At 59.8% G+C, this 16,308-nt stretch carries 15 protein-coding genes; 5 read left to right on the top strand and 10 right to left on the bottom strand.

What is annotated here, in order from left to right:
* Nucleotides 1-609 precede the first annotated feature (609 nt).
* From BMX80_RS12920 to BMX80_RS12900, 5 genes are all read right to left on the bottom strand, one after another.
* Nucleotides 610-1,041 (bottom strand): hypothetical protein, encoded by a 432-nt coding sequence (locus BMX80_RS12920; protein ID WP_074869197.1) that lies wholly within the window; start codon nucleotides 1,039-1,041, stop codon nucleotides 610-612.
* A complete protein-coding gene (locus tag BMX80_RS12915) occupies nucleotides 1,038-2,045 on the bottom strand; it encodes a hypothetical protein (RefSeq protein ID WP_139214126.1) in 1,008 nt (335 codons plus the stop codon). Before BMX80_RS12915 ends, BMX80_RS12920 begins: the two co-directional genes overlap by 4 nt.
* Nucleotides 2,046-2,199: 154 nt before the next feature.
* Nucleotides 2,200-3,546 carry a sigma-54-dependent transcriptional regulator gene (locus tag BMX80_RS12910; RefSeq protein WP_071872908.1) on the bottom strand — a complete coding sequence of 449 codons (1,347 nt, stop codon included), beginning with the start codon at nucleotides 3,544-3,546 and terminating at the stop codon, nucleotides 2,200-2,202.
* 5 nt (nucleotides 3,547-3,551) lie between these two features.
* A complete protein-coding gene (locus BMX80_RS12905) occupies nucleotides 3,552-5,153 on the bottom strand; it encodes a sensor histidine kinase (RefSeq protein ID WP_074869192.1) in 1,602 nt (533 codons plus the stop codon).
* Nucleotides 5,140-5,373: a PP0621 family protein gene (locus tag BMX80_RS12900; RefSeq protein ID WP_074869189.1), complete on the bottom strand. Its 234-nt coding sequence runs from the start codon at nucleotides 5,371-5,373 to the stop codon at nucleotides 5,140-5,142. Before BMX80_RS12900 ends, BMX80_RS12905 begins: the two co-directional genes overlap by 14 nt.
* Before the next feature lie 122 nt (nucleotides 5,374-5,495).
* Here BMX80_RS12900 and BMX80_RS12895 point away from each other — a divergent pair, with 122 nt between their 5' ends.
* On the top strand, nucleotides 5,496-7,124 hold the full coding sequence (locus BMX80_RS12895) for an NAD+ synthase (RefSeq protein ID WP_074869184.1): 1,629 nt from the start codon (nucleotides 5,496-5,498) through the stop codon (nucleotides 7,122-7,124).
* Nucleotides 7,125-7,185: 61 nt separating this feature from the next.
* Here the strand turns inward: BMX80_RS12895 and BMX80_RS12890 are convergent, their stop codons facing one another.
* The 4 genes from BMX80_RS12890 to BMX80_RS12875 form a co-directional block, all read right to left on the bottom strand.
* Nucleotides 7,186-7,761, bottom strand: a complete 576-nt coding sequence (locus BMX80_RS12890; protein ID WP_074869181.1) for a cob(I)yrinic acid a,c-diamide adenosyltransferase — start codon at nucleotides 7,759-7,761, stop codon at nucleotides 7,186-7,188.
* 94 nt (nucleotides 7,762-7,855) lie between these two features.
* Nucleotides 7,856-9,859 (bottom strand): sensor histidine kinase, encoded by a 2,004-nt coding sequence (locus tag BMX80_RS12885; RefSeq protein WP_074869178.1) that lies wholly within the window; start codon nucleotides 9,857-9,859, stop codon nucleotides 7,856-7,858.
* Nucleotides 9,860-9,862: 3 nt separating this feature from the next.
* The gene (locus tag BMX80_RS12880; RefSeq protein WP_074869175.1) at nucleotides 9,863-10,771 is read right to left on the bottom strand and encodes a putative 2-dehydropantoate 2-reductase; all 909 of its coding nucleotides are present in this window, start codon (nucleotides 10,769-10,771) and stop codon (nucleotides 9,863-9,865) included.
* Nucleotides 10,768-11,730, bottom strand: coding sequence for a GGDEF domain-containing response regulator (locus BMX80_RS12875; RefSeq protein ID WP_074869172.1), 963 nt, complete (start codon nucleotides 11,728-11,730; stop codon nucleotides 10,768-10,770). Before BMX80_RS12875 ends, BMX80_RS12880 begins: the two co-directional genes overlap by 4 nt.
* Nucleotides 11,731-11,904: 174 nt before the next feature.
* Here BMX80_RS12875 and BMX80_RS12870 point away from each other — a divergent pair, with 174 nt between their 5' ends.
* Together BMX80_RS12870 and BMX80_RS12865 are read left to right on the top strand one after the other, a co-directional pair.
* Nucleotides 11,905-12,384, top strand: a complete 480-nt coding sequence (locus BMX80_RS12870) for a YajQ family cyclic di-GMP-binding protein (RefSeq protein WP_074869169.1) — start codon at nucleotides 11,905-11,907, stop codon at nucleotides 12,382-12,384.
* A gap of 73 nt (nucleotides 12,385-12,457) precedes the next feature.
* A complete protein-coding gene (locus tag BMX80_RS12865) occupies nucleotides 12,458-13,282 on the top strand; it encodes a mechanosensitive ion channel family protein (RefSeq protein WP_074869167.1) in 825 nt (274 codons plus the stop codon).
* Nucleotides 13,283-13,352: 70 nt separating this feature from the next.
* Here BMX80_RS12865 and BMX80_RS12860 read toward each other — a convergent pair whose 3' ends face one another.
* A complete protein-coding gene (locus BMX80_RS12860; protein WP_074869266.1) occupies nucleotides 13,353-14,339 on the bottom strand; it encodes an outer membrane protein assembly factor BamD in 987 nt (328 codons plus the stop codon).
* 140 nt (nucleotides 14,340-14,479) lie between these two features.
* Between BMX80_RS12860 and rluD the strand changes: the two genes are divergently transcribed.
* On the top strand, nucleotides 14,480-15,442 hold the full coding sequence (gene rluD, locus BMX80_RS12855) for a 23S rRNA pseudouridine(1911/1915/1917) synthase RluD (RefSeq protein ID WP_074869164.1): 963 nt from the start codon (nucleotides 14,480-14,482) through the stop codon (nucleotides 15,440-15,442).
* 3 nt (nucleotides 15,443-15,445) lie between these two features.
* Nucleotides 15,446-16,177, top strand: coding sequence for a peptidoglycan editing factor PgeF (gene pgeF, locus BMX80_RS12850; protein ID WP_074869162.1), 732 nt, complete (start codon nucleotides 15,446-15,448; stop codon nucleotides 16,175-16,177).
* Nucleotides 16,178-16,308: the final 131 nt, after the last annotated feature.

Below are 16,308 nucleotides of genomic sequence, written 5' to 3'. Positions count from 1 at the left end.
TTCTTCCAGAGGCCCAGCCCGAAGGGCCATCCATGGCCCATCGGGCTTTGCGCGGCATCCCTGCCGCTTAACCTCTTGCAGAAACCTTCCACTCGGCCTGCTGAAGGGGGCGTTGGTGCAGGTCGATGGTTTGGTGGTTTCAATGTGTGAGCTCTTGCTGAGCCGGCGTATTTCTATTGTTGATGTTTGGCAAACGCATTTCGTGCGAAGGCGACAACCCCTTGGTGTTCGGCTGAGCAGAGAGTTTGCGCAGCGGGGCGCGAGACAGGGATGTCGAGCGAGTGGCGATGGGCCAGGATGGCCCTTCGCCGCGACCCGTGGAGCAGGCCCGGCGCGAAGGGAGTTTGGCCGTAGGCCAAACCCGGACACAGGGTGCCCTTCTTCTTTGGTTACTTTCTTCTTGGGCACGCAAGAAGAAAGTGACGCGCCGGGAAGGCGCAATGAGAGGCTTCCGCTAACTCCGAAAGTTATCTCTGTAGCTCAAGGCTCGTTTCGGTCAGCGCGAGGGTGGCTTGGTTTGAGGGGCCTCCGGCAGGCCTTGCAGCCTGCTTGCCGGGTTACGCCGTTGGCTAACCCGGCCTACGGGATTGGCAGAACGCGGTGAGCGGGCTAAATCATCCGTGGGTCAAGCGCTGCGACGGGCTCACGCACTGCCGACCCGGTTGGGTCTGGCACTAGCGCATAGATCATGCCCTTGAGCTGACCTTGCTCTACCCAGGCGCGGATCAGCCCGGTGCGTTGCTGGCCTTGGGCATCAAGCACGTAATCGCCAGCGCGCTCTTCGTAATAGCTGCCTTCTTCAAGAAAGGGGGTGAGGGTCAGTAAGACTTCCCAGTCCATTTGCTCGTCATCGTCTGAGGCAAACTCAAAGCTCAGCCATTCATCCTGCGGGGCTGCGGCGTACCAATGGTAGTCGCTTAGGCAGTCGCACACGTTGTGCGCCAAGCTGAAGTCTTCATCGGGCTGGTAATCCAGCGCCTGCAACACGGCCGCCAGCTGGCGGCGGTGAATGCGCAGGCTCGAACGCAGGGCAGCACTCATACACTCGGCCACTCGGGTTTAATTTTAAAGGCGCTCCATAAGGCAGACTTTTTCAGCTTGCAGTCGGGGCTCCAAGGGTCAGTCACCACCACCTCACCGGCTTTTACCTCATTCCACAGCAGCTTGACCGGCTGTACAAACTCACGCGTGTCGAGCATTTGCACAACTTTGCGCACAAGGGGCGCGCGCGGGTCGTCTGCGGCGTGCACATCGAAGAAATGCTGAAAGCGGTAGAATGCCTTGATGAATAACTCAACAACTCTAGGTGAGCGAGCAGCTTGATCAAAACGTGGCAAATCGCAACCACACTGGGCATACCAAAATTCCAGAGGGTAATCGTATTGGTAAAGCATATCGCTGGCGCACGGCCCTAAGGGCAACTCAAGGGTCAACCATTGCGACCACTCCCAGACATCGCGAAAGCCGTGCTGCGGTATCTGCGCCGGCAAGCGCTTTGGCAAGTTAATGACTTGCTGCTGCGGGTCGGTAAACAATAAGCGAAATAGCCGCTCACTATGCCCCGTAATATGCGCTTTAATTGTAATGAAACCGTCATCACCTACGGAAAAATTTGCCAGCAGATGCGGTAAAGCCTTCGCCACCGTTTCATAACGAAACCTATGCCCCCCTCCGCCGGCCGCCTGAATCATCCCTATGCTGATGAGCTGTTGAAAGCCCGTTTCAATGTCGCGTGGTTGCACATGCCGCAAGCGAATATATGCATCGCGCAAGGGGGCTAATACCGCCGGGTCTTGGCTGGGGTGCAAATAGAGAAACAGCATTAAGTCTAAATGCCGCTCATAGTTATCCCAGCCACTGAGCTTATCCCAATCAGGCAAGGTGCCTTTAAAAAAATAGCGCTTAATAACACCAACAGCCTTCTTGCTTTTGTTCAGCTCAAACAAAAGTATTTCTATTTCAGGCCACTGTGCTTCCCGTGCGGCCAGCCAAGCTGGGTCTTTGGGTTGCCAGTAGCTGGTGTCGAAGTTGGCAAGATTGGTCACGTGCATCACTCCCTGATGGTGTGGGGTTCGGTTTTTTTTGTGGTGGTTGGGTATTTGCTGTGATGAGGCAGGGCAGGCCTTGCAGCCTGCTTGCCGGGTTACGCCGTGGGCTAACCCGGCCTACGTTAGCCGGTTTTGGCGGTGGGCTGGGTGATCAATCAATGCCCAATTTCTTTAAGCGATAGCGCATCGAGCGGAAGGTCAGGCCAAGGCGCTGCGCGGCGGCGGTGCGGTTCCAGCGGGTTTCTTCCAGCGCTTGCATGATGGCGCGGCGTTCGATGTCTTCGAGGTAGTCCTCAAGGTTATCCACTTGGCCCAAGGTCGGCATGCCTTCGCTGATGGCGCCGGGGGCGTCGGCGAAGTGCAGGTCGCGGGCTTCGATGATGTCGTCTTCACACAGGGTGAAGGCGCGTTCGAGCAGGTTCTCTAGCTCGCGCACGTTGCCGGGGAAGCGGTAGTTGAGCAGCTTGCCTTGCGCGTCTTGGCTTAGCGACACCGGCGGCAGGTCGAGGTCTTGGCCTAAGCGGTTGAGGATGTGCTCGGCCAGTAGCGGTACGTCTTCGCGGCGTTCGCGCAGCGGCGGTACTTTCAGCTCGATGACGTTTAAGCGGTAGTAAAGATCTTGGCGGAAGTGGTTGGCCGCTACTTCGCCGGCGAGGTCTTTGTGGGTGGCGCTTAGGATGCGCACATCGACGGCGATTTCTTGCTGGCCGCCGACCGGGCGCACGGCTTTTTCTTGAATGGCGCGCAGCAGTTTGACCTGCATCGACAACGGCAGATCGGCCACTTCGTCGAGGAACAAGGTGCCGCCGTTGGCCGCTTGGAATAGGCCGAGCTTGTCTTCGCCGGCGCCGGTGAAGCTGCCTTTTTTGTGGCCGAAGAACTCGCTTTCCATCAGCTCGCTGGGAATCGCGCCGCAGTTGACCGGCACAAACGGCTTGTCGGCGCGCGGGCCTTGGGCGTGAATCAGCCGCGCGACGCGCTCTTTACCGCTACCGGATTCGCCGCTGATGTACACCGGCGCTTGGCTGCGTGAGAGCTTGAGAATCTGTTTGCGTAGCGCCTTCATCGGTGCCGATTCGCCGAGCAATTGCTGGCTGGCTTCGGCGGCAGCGGGTAGTGCGGCGCCGGGGGCAGGAATGTTCAGCGCGCTGTTGACCAGCTCGCGCAGGCGCGGCAGTTCTACCGGCTTAGTCACGTAGTCGAAGGCGCCCGCTTTTAACGCGGCGATGGCGGTGTCGAGGCTGCCGTAGGCGGTGATCATCGCCACCGGGGTTTGCGGGTGCTGCTTTTGGATGTGCTGCACCAGCTCGAGGCCGGTGCCATCGGGCAGGCGCATGTCGGTCAGGCACAGGTCGAAGTGTTCGCGGGCGAGCATCTCGCGCGCTTCCTTCACATTGCGCGCGCTGCGGGTGTCGAGCTTCATACGCCCGAGGGTGATCTCCAGCAGTTCGCGGATATCCGGTTCGTCATCGACAATCAGGGCGGTTTTGCGGCTCATCAAGGTCAACTCATCTTGCGCGGGTGAGCAAAGGTGATACGGAAGCAGCTGCCGCCTTCCTCGCGCGGCAGGTAATCCAGGCGGGCCTGGTTGCTCTCGCATAGCTCACGGGAAATATACAGTCCCAAACCCGTACCTTTGCTTTCGGTGGTGTAGAAAGGCTCGAAGAGTTGCTCGCGGCGTTCTGGGTGCACGCCGGGGCCGTCATCGAGTACTTCCAGTACGGGGAGTTCGCTGTTGTCGTCCTTGTACAGCTTTAGCCAAACCTGCGCTTGGCCATGCTTTTGCTGGCTGTAGCGTAGGCCGTTTTGCACCAAGTTGCTGAGTACTTGGGTTAGCTGGTTGGGGTCCATGCGGGTTTGCACCGAGCCTTGGCTGGTGGCGAGGTGCAGTGTACCGGCTTGCGGATGCGTGCTGCGGAACTCGCTGGCAAAACGGTGCAGCCAATATTTTAAATCCAGCAGTTGTGGCTCGGCGGCTTGGCGGCGTGAGAGCTGCAAGACGTTTTCGATGATTAAGTTCATGCGCCGCGAGTGATCTTGAATGATCTGTGCCAGACGGCGGTCGGGCTTATCGAGTTCTTCCGATTCCAGCAGCAGCTGCGCGGCGTGGCTGACGGCGCCCAAGGGATTGCGAATTTCGTGCGAAATGCCGGCGGTTAAGCGCCCCAGCGAAGCGAGTTTGAGCTGCTGCGCTTGCTGGGCGATTTGCGATAAGTCTTCTAAAAACACCAGGTAGTTGGCTTGCTCGCCGCGCTTGAGTGGCACAAAGCTGGGCAGTAACTCAGGGCCATTGGGATGGCCGCGAAAGCTTTGCGGGCGCAGGGTGGGGTTGTGCAGCCATTGCTGTAGGCGTTTGACCAGCTCGGGCACCAGTGGGTCTAAGTATTGCCCGGTTAAGCCCTGCTGGCCGAGCAGGCTTTGCGCACCGGGGTTGGTGAGCAGCACTTGGTGGCTGGCGTCGAGCACTAAGATGCCGGTGCGCATGCGCTGCAGAATCAGCGTGTTCATTTCTTGCAGGCCGGCTACGTCGGCGGCGCGCTGCTCGGCAATGCTTTCGCTTTGTTGCGCGCGGCGCGTCACGCCTTGGGTAAACAGCGCGGCGGCGAAGAACAGCCCGCCTAAGGTGCCCGCTTGCAAGAACTGGCTGCTGGCGCTGCTGTCACTCAGGCTCATGTGCAGGGTGACACCCATTACCACCATGGTCGCCAGTGCGGCCAACAGCAAACCGATGCGCCCCGGCACCAAAATGTTGGCGATGGCCACGGCAATGATCATCAAGTTGCCGGTGCCGCTCGGTGCGCCGCCGGCGCTGTAATACAAGGCGCCGAGTAGGCCGATATCCAACACGCCAAGGCTAAAACTGAGCAGCGGGGTGGGCGGGCGTAACAGCAACACGCTGACCAGCACGTTGCTGATCAGGTAAATCCACGCCAGTGCGGTGAACAGGTCGTCATCGCTTAAGCGCAGCAAGTCGTGGTGAATATTGCCGCTGACCACCAGCACCAGAATCAGCCCCAGCACCACGCGGTAGAGGTTATACAGGCGCAAGCTGCGCAGCGCCGTGGCGCCGCGCAGGGGGAAGGTTTGTGTGCTAGCGTGGCTCACGCGGGCCCGCCTCGGCGTGCTGTTGGCTGCAGAACCAGCCTTGTGAAGTTTCGATGGCCTTGGCTTTGGGTAAATGCACGCGGCAATGTTGGCAGCGCACCATGGGCTCGTCGGCGGTGGGCTGTTGTTGGGCGGTGGTGTTGCGGTTTTTAAAACGTCGCCACAGCAGCAAAACCGCTGCAATCACAGCGCCGAGCAAGAGCAGGCGGAACAATCCCATGAGCACCTCATTTCCAGCGGGTGGCCCAGTGTAGCCCACGCGCTTAAGCGGCGCAGCCTATCCGCCGTTGTTCCGCGCTGGCGCATGCGGGACAATGGCCGCCGGTTTTGTGGAGAGCTGGTATGACCGACACCTTGCGCATTGTGATGGCCCAACTGAATTTGCATGTGGGCGACGTGCACGGCAATTTGGCGCGCTTGATTGCCGCCGCGCAGCAGGCGCGTGATGAGCAGCACGCCGATGTGATTGTGTTCCCTGAGCTGGCGCTGTCGGGCTACCCGCCGGAAGACTTGCTGCTGCGCTCGAGCATGCAACGCCGCATCGAGCGCGCACTGCACGAGCTGGCGCAGGCGGTGAGCGGCATTTATATGGTGGTTGGATATCCGTGGGTCGACGGCGAGCTGCGTTATAACGCGGCGGCTGTGCTGGCCGACGGGCAAATCCTCGCCAGCTACTACAAGCAAAAGCTACCCAACTACCAAGTGTTCGACGAGAAGCGCTACTTCAGCGCTGGCAGCGAGCCGTGCGTGCTGGAGGTTAAAGGCGTGCCGGTGGCGCTGACCATCTGCGAAGACATCTGGTTCGCCGAGCCCATGGCGCAGGCCAAGGCCGCCGGCGCACAGCTGATGCTGAGCTTGAATGCCTCGCCATTCCACTTAGACAAACAAAGCGAGCGCGAGGCCATGCTGGCCGAGCGTGCTCGCGAAGGCGGCATGCCGATTGTTTATGTCAACCAAGTCGGCGGGCAGGACGAGCTAGTGTTCGACGGCGGCTCGCTGCTGATGAGTGCCGAGGGCGAGGTGTTGCAACGCTGCCCTGCGTTTGTCGCTGGTTTATTCCCGGTGGATTTGCGTGTGGCTGAGCGGGTGACTGCGCTGCCCGGCAAGTGTGCCGAACTGCCCGCGCTGGAAGCCTCGGTGTATCAGGCGCTGGTCACCGGCGTGCGCGACTATGTGGAGAAAAACCGCTTTAAAGGCGTGGTGCTCGGTTTGTCTGGCGGTATCGACTCGGCACTGACGTTGGCCGTGGCGGTGGATGCCTTAGGCGCCGAGCGCGTCGAGGCGGTGATGATGCCCTACCACTACACCGCGCAAATGAGCTTGGATGATGCCGCTGAAGAAGCGCGCCTGCTCAACGTGACCTACCGCGTGCTGCCGATTGCCGACATGGTCGAGGCCTTTCAGGCGACGCTGGCGCCTGTGTTCGAGGGCTTAGGCCGCGACACCACCGAAGAAAACCTGCAAGCGCGTTGCCGTGGCACCTTGCTGATGGCGATCTCCAACAAGAAGGGTTACTTGGTGCTGACCACCGGCAACAAGAGCGAGATGGCGGTCGGCTACGCCACCCTGTATGGCGACATGGCCGGTGGCTTTGATGTGCTCAAAGACGTGCCGAAAACCTTGGTCTTCCGCCTCTGCGAATACCGCAACAGTCTTGGCGCGGTGATTCCGCAGCGAGTGATTGATCGTCCGCCGTCAGCCGAGCTGTCGCCCGATCAGAAAGACGAAGACTCGCTACCGCCGTACCCCGTGCTGGATGAAATCCTCAAGCTGTACATCGAGTACGACCTCTCCGCCGATGCCATCGTTGCCGAAGGCTTTGATGAGGACGTAGTGCGCAAGGTGGTACGTTTGGTGGATCTTAACGAGTACAAACGCCGCCAAGCGGCGGTGGGCCCGCGCGTGACGCAGCGGGGCTTTGGCCGCGATCGGCGTTATCCGATTACCTCAGGTTGGAAGATCGGGGATTAACAAAAAAGGCGCTGATGATTCAGCGCCTTTTTTGTTGGTGAGCCCAATGTTGGCGAGCCCACTACTCGGCAGTTGCTGGCACCCACAACACTTCGGCGCAGCCTTCGCGGCGGCCGATGATGCGTGCGCCAACAAACAGCAAGTCCGAGAGGCGATTCAGATACGGTTGGGCGAGGCCGGCAACTGGCTCAACATCGCCCAGCTGCTGACAGCGACGTTCGGCGCGGCGCGCGAGGGTGCGGCACACATGGGCTTGGGCCAGCAGGCGCGAGCCGCCGGGCAGAATGAAGTTCTCCAGCGGGCCAAGCTCGTTATTCCACAGATCAATTTGCGCTTCCATGGCGTCGATATGCGCTTGCTGCAGGGCGCTCCATTCGGGCATGGCCAGCTCGCCGCCTAAGTCGAATAAGCGGTGCTGAATCGGTTGCAGCACATCCAGCGCTTCTTGCAGCGCGGGTTTTTCTGCCACGGCAGCGAGCAGTTCAGCAATCAATAAGCCCAGCTGGCTGTTCAGCTCATCCACCGAGCCAATCGCTTCGATACGCGGGTGGGTTTTGCTCACGCGGCTGCCGTCGGCCAGCGAGGTTTGGCCTTTGTCGCCTTGGCGGGTGTAAATGCGGGTGAGGCGATTGCTCATGGGAAAACCTTACGCGGCGAGAGAGAGGGCGCCATTGTGCCACGCTCGCCAAGGGCGCTTAACCCTCAGAAACATGCGGGCTTTCCCGCGCACCTTAGTTGGCTAGCGGCAAGCGCAGGGTAAAGCAGCTGCCTTCGCCAAGGCTGGACTGCACTTCCATCTGCCCTTGATGGTTGTTGGTGATGATGAAGTAGCTCACCGACAAACCCAGCCCCGTGCCTTGGCCGGTGTCTTTGGTGGTGAAGAAGGGCTCGAAGATGCGCTTGCGGACTTTTTCCGACATGCCGATGCCGTTGTCCTGAATCAGCACTTCGACCCACGGGCTGCGCAGTCGGGTGCGAATGCTCAAGCGGCCTTGATGGCTCGGCGCTTGGCGTTTGCGCTGGGCGATGGCGTGCGCGGCATTGCCGATCAGGTTGAGCAGCACTTGCTCCAGCTCGGTGGCGACCACGCGCACTTCCGGCAGGCGCGGTGAGAGTTGCAGCTCGATCGGTAGCTGGCGCAGGTCGCCGCCATCGGCCAGTTGCAGTTCGGTGCGTGCTACCTCGCAGGCTTGGCTGACCAGCGCGTTGAGGTCGCACGGCGCCAGTTGGCGGTCGCTTAAACGGCTGAATTTCAGCATGTGCTCGACAATGCGCGCGGCGCGCTGACCGGCGGCGTCGATGCCGTTTAGCAGCGCGGGGATTTCCCGCGCTTCTAGGTAGCGTTCGAGGATTTCTAAATCGAGCTGCACACCGTCGGCAATCTGCTGATTGCGCGGCAGGTGCGCCGACAAGCGGCGGCGAATGTTTTGCACGTTGTGCAGCATGGCGCCAAGCGGGTTGTTGATCTCGTGGGCCATGCCGGCGGCCAGCCCGCCGACCGAGAGCATCTTGTCTGACTGCACCACCAGTTCTTCCATGTTCAGGCGTTGGGTGATGTCGTCGATACGGATCACCGCGCCACGCCCGCTGGCGGCTGAGAGCGGGTAGAAGGTCAGGGTGTAATGCCGGGTTTCGTCGTCGCGCGGCCAGCTGACGCGCTCGACGGTGGCGGCTTTGCTGCGCCCCATGGTGTCGCGCAGGGTGCTGGTGAAGCCTTCCAAGTTGGGGAAAACCAAGGCCAGCGGCTTGTTTAACGCATCGGCGCGGCTTAGGCCGCTCAGCTCGCAGGCGGCGAGGTTCCACTGGGTGACAAACAGTTGGTCATCCACGGCGATCAGCGCCGAGGGCATGGAGTTAATGATGCTGTTGAGGTAGTCCTGAAAGCCGGTCAGCTTGTGCTCGATCTTGCTGCGTACTTGCACTTCGAGCTCCAGCTTGCGCTGACCACGGCGGGCTTCTTCGGCCAGTTCGTGGGCTTGTTGTTCGGCGGCGCAGGCTTCGTCGCGGGCGTCGCGCAGCTCCTGCTCGCGGGCCTGAATGCGGGTGAGCATAGTATTGAAGGCTTGGCCTAGGTGGCCGATTTCGTCCTCGCCGCTGATGCGTGCGCGCAGGCTGTAGTCTTCGCTCTCGGTGACTTGGCGGCTGAGCTCTTCAAGGCGACGAATTGGTTTAGTGACCAACTTGCGCAGCTGGCGCGCCAGTACGATCCAGAGCAAGGCACTGGCGAAAAAGATCCCCAAGCTGGCGCTTAAGGTGCCGGTGAAGAACTCGCTGGGTAGCTCGCTGGAGGCAATCAGCAGCAGGTGGCCGGTGGCGCCGTTGGGTAGCGGCATTTCGCTGATCCGGCTTTGCCGCAGGTGGCTGTCTTGCCAGTCGTGCAGCCTGCCGGCGTTACTGGGAATGCTTAACGCGTGGCCCCAAAAACGTTCGGCGAGGCGCGTGCCATCGGCGCCGTACAAGGCCGCGCCGCGCAGGGGCGAGTGGCCGTCTAAGCGCTCTAGTGCGCGGCTGGCCGCTTGTGGCGAGGCCAGAGCCTCGCGACTTAACGCGGGGCTGGCAAACACTTGACCGAGGGTGCGCATGGCCGAGGGCGCCATGCTTTCTTGGGTGATCCAATACGCGGCGCTGATAAAGGCGATATTGGCGATCAGCAGGGTGGTTAAAACGAGGGTGAGCAGGCCGGCGAGAATCTTGTGGCCAACCGGTAAGTCTTGCAGAAAGCTGCGCTGCGCCATGTGTTAGTCAGTAGGCAAGCCGCGCTGCGCGAGGGCGTTTTGCAACTGCTGGTGCAGCTGCTCAAAGGCCGGGCAGTGCAGGTGATGAGCGCGAGCGTTTTGTACCGCATAGCCGAGTAAGTAGGCGATTTCCGTGCGGCGGTTTTGCTGCACATCTTGGTACATCGAGGAGTAATTCGCTGCGGTGGCGTTGATCACCTGCAACACCTCGTTAAGCAGCTCATCGGCGCTAATGCGGACCTGATTGCGACTCAGCAGGGCAGCCAGTTCGCTGCACAGCGTGGCGAGGGTTTCTTGCTGTTCGGCTAACAGGCCGTTGCGGCACTGGTGCAGCACAGTGAGCGGGTTGATGGCGCAGTTCAGCGCAAGTTTCTTCCACAAGCGGGCGTCGATCTGTGTCGTCCATTGCTGGGGGATCTCGGCTTTATCCAGAGCGGCGAGCCATGCGGGGGCTTGCTCGCTGCCATCGCCTAACCAGTTTTGCCCGCGCCCGGCCCACACCACGCTAAACGGGGCTTCAAGGTAGGCGCCTTCGGTGCTGGATACGGCAATGCAGCGCGCGCGCGGCAGGCGCTCGGCTACCGCTTGTTGGCTGCCGAGGCCGTTCTGCAGCAAGAGAATTTCCGCCGTGGGCGCTAAGCGAGGCGCCACGCTGGCGGCGGCTTCTTCGGCGTCGTAGGCCTTGCAGGCGAGTAATAAACGCTGGATCGGCTGGTTGCCGTCGAGGGTGTCGGCCGCAATGGGAAAGCGGCTGAAGTTATCCCCTTCACGCAGACCAACGCCGGTGCTAGCGCGGTACTGCGCTAAGCGCTGGCGGTCTCGCAGGAGCAGCAGCACAGGCTCGCCGGCGCGAGCGAGTCGGGCGGCCCATAGGCAACCCAAACTGCCGGCGCCTAAGATGTGCCAGGTCATTCTGGCTGCCAGCGCGCCGCGTTGACCAAGCCGTTTTGGTAGGCCAACTCCAGTTGTTGGTGGGCAAGGCTCATTAAGGTGTCTTCGGCGGGCAGGCCTAAGCGGTTATCGCAGGCGGCCATGCCGATGCCGGCTTTAACGCTGACAAAGCCTTCACTGGTTTTAAAGGCCTTTAAGTTCAGGCCTTCGTGCAGACGGCGGAAGCTGCTGGGCACGCACTGCTGCAGGTCTTCTTGCAGGGTGATCAGGGCAAAACACTCGTCATCTAAGCGCGCCAAAATATCCAGTGGGCGCACGAGGTGCTGCAGACGCCGCGCCATGCCAGCGAGCAGCTCGCTGTAGGCTTTTTCACCTAAGGTGCGCTTGTGCTTGCTGGCTTCTTCAATGCCGATCAGTAGGCAACAGCAGGCGCCTCCGCGGGACTCCACTTGGCGCAGGGTGTCGCCGAGTTTCTGCCGCGCAAAGCGGGCATTGCCCAAGGCGGTGGTGGCATCGACTAAGTTGCGCGACTCAAGGCTGGCGAGGTTTTTCGTCAGCATGCGGGTTTCGCCAAGCAGCCGATTGATGGTGTTACTAACCCGATCAGCGGCATAGATGCGCGGCAATAATTGGTCGCTCATCGAGGTTTTACTGATGAAATCGTCCACGCCACGGTCAAACGCTTCGCCTTGTACCTTGTCGCCGTCTTTGCCGGTCAGCAGCACGATATAGGTGTAATGGTTGGTCGCCTCATCGTGTTGGCGTACCCGTGCGGTGAGCTCTAAACCGTCCATTTCGGGCATTAGCCAGTCGGCCAGCAGCACGCTCACCGGGCGCTTCTCCAGCTGTTGCAATGCCTCGCCAGCACTGGAGGCGAAGCGGATATCTTGGTAGCCGGCTTGGCTAAGAGCACGACCAATCACGGCGCTAGAAAACTTAGCGTCGTCGACCACCATAATGCTGAGCTGGGGGTTGGGCATGAAGGTTCCTTCTTGTCTTTGCGCTTGAGTATAGAGAATGCCTGCCATCCTAGGCGGCATGCAGGCGCGGTTCTGTGATGGCCGCGCGGTTGGCTATAATCGGTCATCTTTTTCGTCTGTCGCAAGTAACCCATCCGAGGTAAGTCGGCTGGGTTTATCCCAAGGGGAGGATATATGCCGTCTTTTGATGTGGTGTCTGAGCTGGATAAACACGAAGTCACCAACGCTATCGACAATGCCATGAAGGAACTGGAGCGCCGCTACGATCTGCGCGGTAAAGGCAGCTTCGAGGCCAAAGATCTCAGCGTGACCATGACCGCCGAGGCGGATTACCTACTGCAGCAAATGCTGGAAATTCTTAAGAGCTCGCTGGTTAAGCGCAAGATCGATATCCAGTGTCTGGAAGTCAAAGACGCCTATGCCTCGGGCAAAGAAATGAAGCAAGAAGTGCTGCTGCGGCAGGGCATTGATAAAGACTTAGCGAAGAAAATCGTCGCGCTGATCAAAGACGCCAAGCTCAAGGTGCAAGCCGCCATTCAAGGTGAGCAAGTGCGGGTGACCGGCAAAAAGCGTGACGACCTGCAAGAGGCCATCGCCTTGCTGCGCACTAAAGAGCTGGGTATGCCGCTGCAGTACAACAACTTCCGCGATTAAGCGTTGCTGTTTCTAACGAAGGCCCCTTGTGGGCCTTCGTCATTTTTATCCTTCCATAAAACGAGGAGTGACTATGGAGCTTGAATACAACCAGCTGTTAGAGCTGGCCAATACTTGGATGCCGTTGATTTTGCATTACGGCGGGCAGCTGACGCTGGCGCTGATTACCTTAGTGCTGGGTTGGTGGCTGACCAACAAACTGAGCAAGCGCATCACCGCGCTGCTGACCATGAAGGCCGTCGACCCCACGCTGCACGGCTTTATCGCCAGCCTGGCGAATATCGTCCTGAAGGTGCTGTTGATCGTCAGCGTGGCGAGCATGATCGGCGTGGAAACCACCTCGTTCGTGGCGGCCATTGGTGCTGCTGGTTTGGCGATTGGTCTGGCGCTGCAGGGCAGTTTGTCGAATTTCGCCGGTGGCGTGCTGATTCTGTTGTTCCGTCCGTTTAAGGCCGGTGACTTTGTTGAAGCGCAGGGCATTAGCGGCACTGTGGTGCAGATTCAGATCTTCCACACGGTGTTAAAAACCGGCGACAACAAGATCGTCGTGGTGCCCAATGGCGCGCTGTCCAACGGCACTATTACCAACTTCTCGCGTGAATCACGCCGCCGTGTGGATATCCCTTTTGGCATTGATTACCGCGATGACATCAAGCTGGCGCGTGATGTGCTGTTGGCCATGGCCAACGAAGACAGCCGCGTACATCAAGACCCAGAGCCTGTGTTGTGGGTGACGGCATTGGCTGACAGCTCAGTCAATCTGCAACTGCGCGTGTGGGTAGATACTGCCGAATATTGGAACGTGATGTTCGGCTTTACCGAGCAAGGTAAAGAGCGTTTAGAAGCAGCAGGGCTGTCGATTCCGTTCCCGCAGCGGGTCATGCATCAAGTGAAATAAGCGCCCCCATGGCCAACAAAAAAGCCCGCAGTGAATGCTGCGGGCTTTTTTGTTGAGAGCGCTGTGCGACTTAGTCGAACAGGCCGAAGGTCAGGTAGCTGAACCAAGAGCGCTCTTTCTCTTCTTCGCCTTGCAGGCCTTCTTTCAGCTCGCCGGGGATAGCTTCTTCAGCATCTTCGTACTGTTGAATTACGTCTTGACTGGCGCGGGTTTGGCCCGGCGGCAGCGGCGCAGCATTGTCGAACAGGCCGACAGTGTTGCGATACAGCCAGCTGCGCTCTTCTTTTTGCTTGTAGGTGACCTTGAACTCGCCACCATCCAAGCTTGGGTGCTCAGGGTAGTTAAGCTTCAGCGCATCCAGCGAGGTTTGCTTTAAGTCTTGCATGCCGAGGTGATGGTAAGCCTCAGTCATGATCGCCAAGCCATCGCCTACCGCAGGGGTGCCTTGGAAGTTCTCGACGATATAACGACCACGGTTAGCCGCGGCTACGTAGGCTTTACGCTTTAAGTAGTAGTCGCCGGCGTGCACTTCATAGGCGGCCAGCAGGTTGCGCAGGTAGATCATGCGCGCCTTGGCGTCCGGTGCGTAGCGGCTGTTGGGGGAGCGGCTGGTCAGCTGGGCGAACTCGTTGAACGAGTCACGCGCCGCGCCCGGGTCACGCTTGGTCATGTCCAGCGGAATAAAGCGCGAGATCAACCCACGGTCTTGCTCGAACGAGGACAACCCCTTGATGTAGTAGGCGTAATCCACGCTCGGGTGTTGTGGGTGCAGACGAATAAAACGATCGGCCGCAGCGCGCGCGGCTTCGGGTTCTACACTCTTAAAGTAGGCGTAGATCAGCTCCAGCTGCGCCTGCTCGGCGTAGCGGCCGAAGGGGTAGCGCGACTCAAGGGCTTTGAGCTTTTCAATCGCGGTGCTGTAGCGGCTGCTTCCTAGGTCTTCCTGAGCCTGAGCGTACAGTTCGTTTTCGGTGAGGTTTTCGTCGATGACCGTTTTTGAAGAACAGGCCGCAATAAGGGCCAACGCGGCAATCAACAACAACTTGTTCACTGGCATGGTGTCGTGCATCCCTGAGACGGCGGCTGACGCGATCAGGCCGTCCTGTTATAGTGAGCGCCCGCTAACGGGGTTGAAGAACGCCGTATTTAACCACAGCGCGCAGGCGAAACCAAAAGCCTTGCAGCCCTCTTATCGCCATGTCTGAACTCATTGAAAAAAACGCCACTGTGCCCGTGGAGCTAGGCGGTCAACGCCTTGACCAAGTGGCCGCGCAGCTGTTTGAAGATTATTCCCGCTCCCGCCTTGCCGGTTGGATTAAAGACGGCGCCTTAACAGCGGACGGCAAAACCCTGCGTCCTAAGGATGTGGTGCACGCCGGCTGCGAGCTGGCGCTGAAAGCGACCATCGAAGTGCAAGGCCAGTGGGAGGCGCAAGCTATCGCGCTGAATATTGTCTTTGAAGATGAGCATATTCTGGTCATCGACAAGCCCGCCGGCCTAGTGGTGCACCCGGCTGCCGGGCATGCCGATGGCACCTTGTTAAATGCCTTGCTGCACCATGTGCCGGCGCTCGACAAAGTGCCGCGTGCGGGCATCGTGCACCGTTTAGATAAAGACACCACGGGTTTGATGGTGGTGGCGAAGACGGTGGAAGCGCAAAACGTCTTAGTCCGCCAGCTGCAAGCACGCACCGTGAGCCGTCTGTACGAGGCTGTGGTACTGGGCGTGATTACCGCTGGCGGCACCGTCGATCAGCCGATTGGTCGTCATCCGCAACAACGGCAGAAGATGGCGGTGGTCGCCGGCGGCAAACCAGCGGTGAGCCATTACCGCGTGCTAGAGCGCTTCCGTGGGCATACCCATGTGCGGGTTAAGCTAGAAACTGGCCGTACCCATCAAATTCGCGTGCACATGAGCCATCTGCATTACCCGCTGGTGGGCGACCCGCAATACGGCGGCCGCGTGCAGATTCCGCCGGGTTCGAGCCAAACCTTAATTCAAGCGCTGCGCGAATTTCCGCGTCAGGCGCTGCATGCGCGCTTTCTTGAGCTGGAACACCCGGCTACAGGCAAGAAAGTCGGCTGGGAGTCGCCATTGCCGGAAGATTTCCGCTGGCTGCTGACTCTGCTTAAGCAAGACGCCGAAACCTATTTGGGCTAACCGATGAGCGCGAGCTGGTATCTCCCCGACTGGTCCCTGCCTGAAGGCGTGCGCGCCTTGCAGACCACCCGTTTGGACGGTGCCAGCGCCGCGCCGTATGCCAGCTTTAACTTGGGCGATCACGTCGGCGATAGCCCCGAAGCCGTGGCCGCTAACCGCACTAAGCTGGCGCGCGCATGGCAAATGGAGCCCTGCTGGCTCAAGCAAGTGCACGGCATCGAGGTGGTCGACGCCACGGCAACCGGCACGCCGTGCGCCGATGCTGTGATCAGTCGCACGCCCGGCAAAGCCTGCGTGGTGATGACCGCCGATTGCCTGCCAGTGCTGTTTGCCAGTGCGCAGGGCGATGTGGTCGCCGCCGCGCATGCCGGCTGGCGTGGCCTGCATGCTGGGGTGCTAGAGGCCACCTTAAAAGCCATGCGCACACCGGCTGAGCAGGTCAGCGTATGGCTTGGTCCGGCCATCGGCCCGCAAGCCTTTGAAGTCGGTGCTGAAGTGCGCGACGCCTTTATGCAGGTTGACCGCGCCGCTGCCAGCGCGTTTATCCCCAGTCAGCGCGATGGGCATTTTTATGCCGACTTATACCTGCTCGCCTGCCAGCGTTTGGCGGCCTGTGGCGTGAGCCAAATGGCCGGCGGCGGCGAGTGCACCTTTAGCGACGAAGCACGCTTCTTTTCCTACCGCCGGCAAGCCAATACCGGCCGCCAAGCCAGCTTAATCTGGCTGGCAGAATAAGCCTGCGTCTGCCGCGAGCAGGCCTTGGCATTGCGCCAAATCAAGCGCTACACCTTGAAAGCGCGCAAAGTGTCCTTATCTAAACAGTAAGTGTTTTGAACTGTATCGCTGGCGCGTTAGTGGTTGGGCAA

Origin of the sequence: Atopomonas hussainii (genome assembly GCF_900109735.1) — a bacterium.
In the GTDB taxonomy this organism is placed as follows: domain Bacteria; phylum Pseudomonadota; class Gammaproteobacteria; order Pseudomonadales; family Pseudomonadaceae; genus Atopomonas; species Atopomonas hussainii.
Note: the sequence above shows the minus strand (reverse complement) of the source record. Positions and strands in the feature narration are given on the sequence as shown.

What these genes read in the sequence shown, in the direction of transcription:
- BMX80_RS12910 (WP_071872908.1), bottom strand. Translation starts at nt 3,546, where the DNA reads ATGAGCCGCAAAACCGCCCTGATTGTCGATGACGAACCGGATATCCGC.
- BMX80_RS12875 (WP_074869172.1), bottom strand. Translation starts at nt 11,730, where the DNA reads ATGCCCAACCCCCAGCTCAGCATTATGGTGGTCGACGACGCTAAGTTT.
- BMX80_RS12885 (WP_074869178.1), bottom strand. Translation starts at nt 9,859, where the DNA reads ATGGCGCAGCGCAGCTTTCTGCAAGACTTACCGGTTGGCCACAAGATT.
- BMX80_RS12865 (WP_074869167.1), top strand. Translation starts at nt 12,458, where the DNA reads ATGGAGCTTGAATACAACCAGCTGTTAGAGCTGGCCAATACTTGGATG.
- BMX80_RS12870 (WP_074869169.1), top strand. Translation starts at nt 11,905, where the DNA reads ATGCCGTCTTTTGATGTGGTGTCTGAGCTGGATAAACACGAAGTCACC.
- BMX80_RS12860 (WP_074869266.1), bottom strand. Translation starts at nt 14,339, where the DNA reads ATGCCAGTGAACAAGTTGTTGTTGATTGCCGCGTTGGCCCTTATTGCG.
- BMX80_RS12895 (WP_074869184.1), top strand. Translation starts at nt 5,496, where the DNA reads ATGACCGACACCTTGCGCATTGTGATGGCCCAACTGAATTTGCATGTG.
- rluD (WP_074869164.1), top strand. Translation starts at nt 14,480, where the DNA reads ATGTCTGAACTCATTGAAAAAAACGCCACTGTGCCCGTGGAGCTAGGC.
- pgeF (WP_074869162.1), top strand. Translation starts at nt 15,446, where the DNA reads ATGAGCGCGAGCTGGTATCTCCCCGACTGGTCCCTGCCTGAAGGCGTG.
- BMX80_RS12920 (WP_074869197.1), bottom strand. Translation starts at nt 1,041, where the DNA reads ATGAGTGCTGCCCTGCGTTCGAGCCTGCGCATTCACCGCCGCCAGCTG.
- BMX80_RS12890 (WP_074869181.1), bottom strand. Translation starts at nt 7,761, where the DNA reads ATGAGCAATCGCCTCACCCGCATTTACACCCGCCAAGGCGACAAAGGC.
- BMX80_RS12900 (WP_074869189.1), bottom strand. Translation starts at nt 5,373, where the DNA reads ATGGGATTGTTCCGCCTGCTCTTGCTCGGCGCTGTGATTGCAGCGGTT.
- BMX80_RS12880 (WP_074869175.1), bottom strand. Translation starts at nt 10,771, where the DNA reads ATGACCTGGCACATCTTAGGCGCCGGCAGTTTGGGTTGCCTATGGGCC.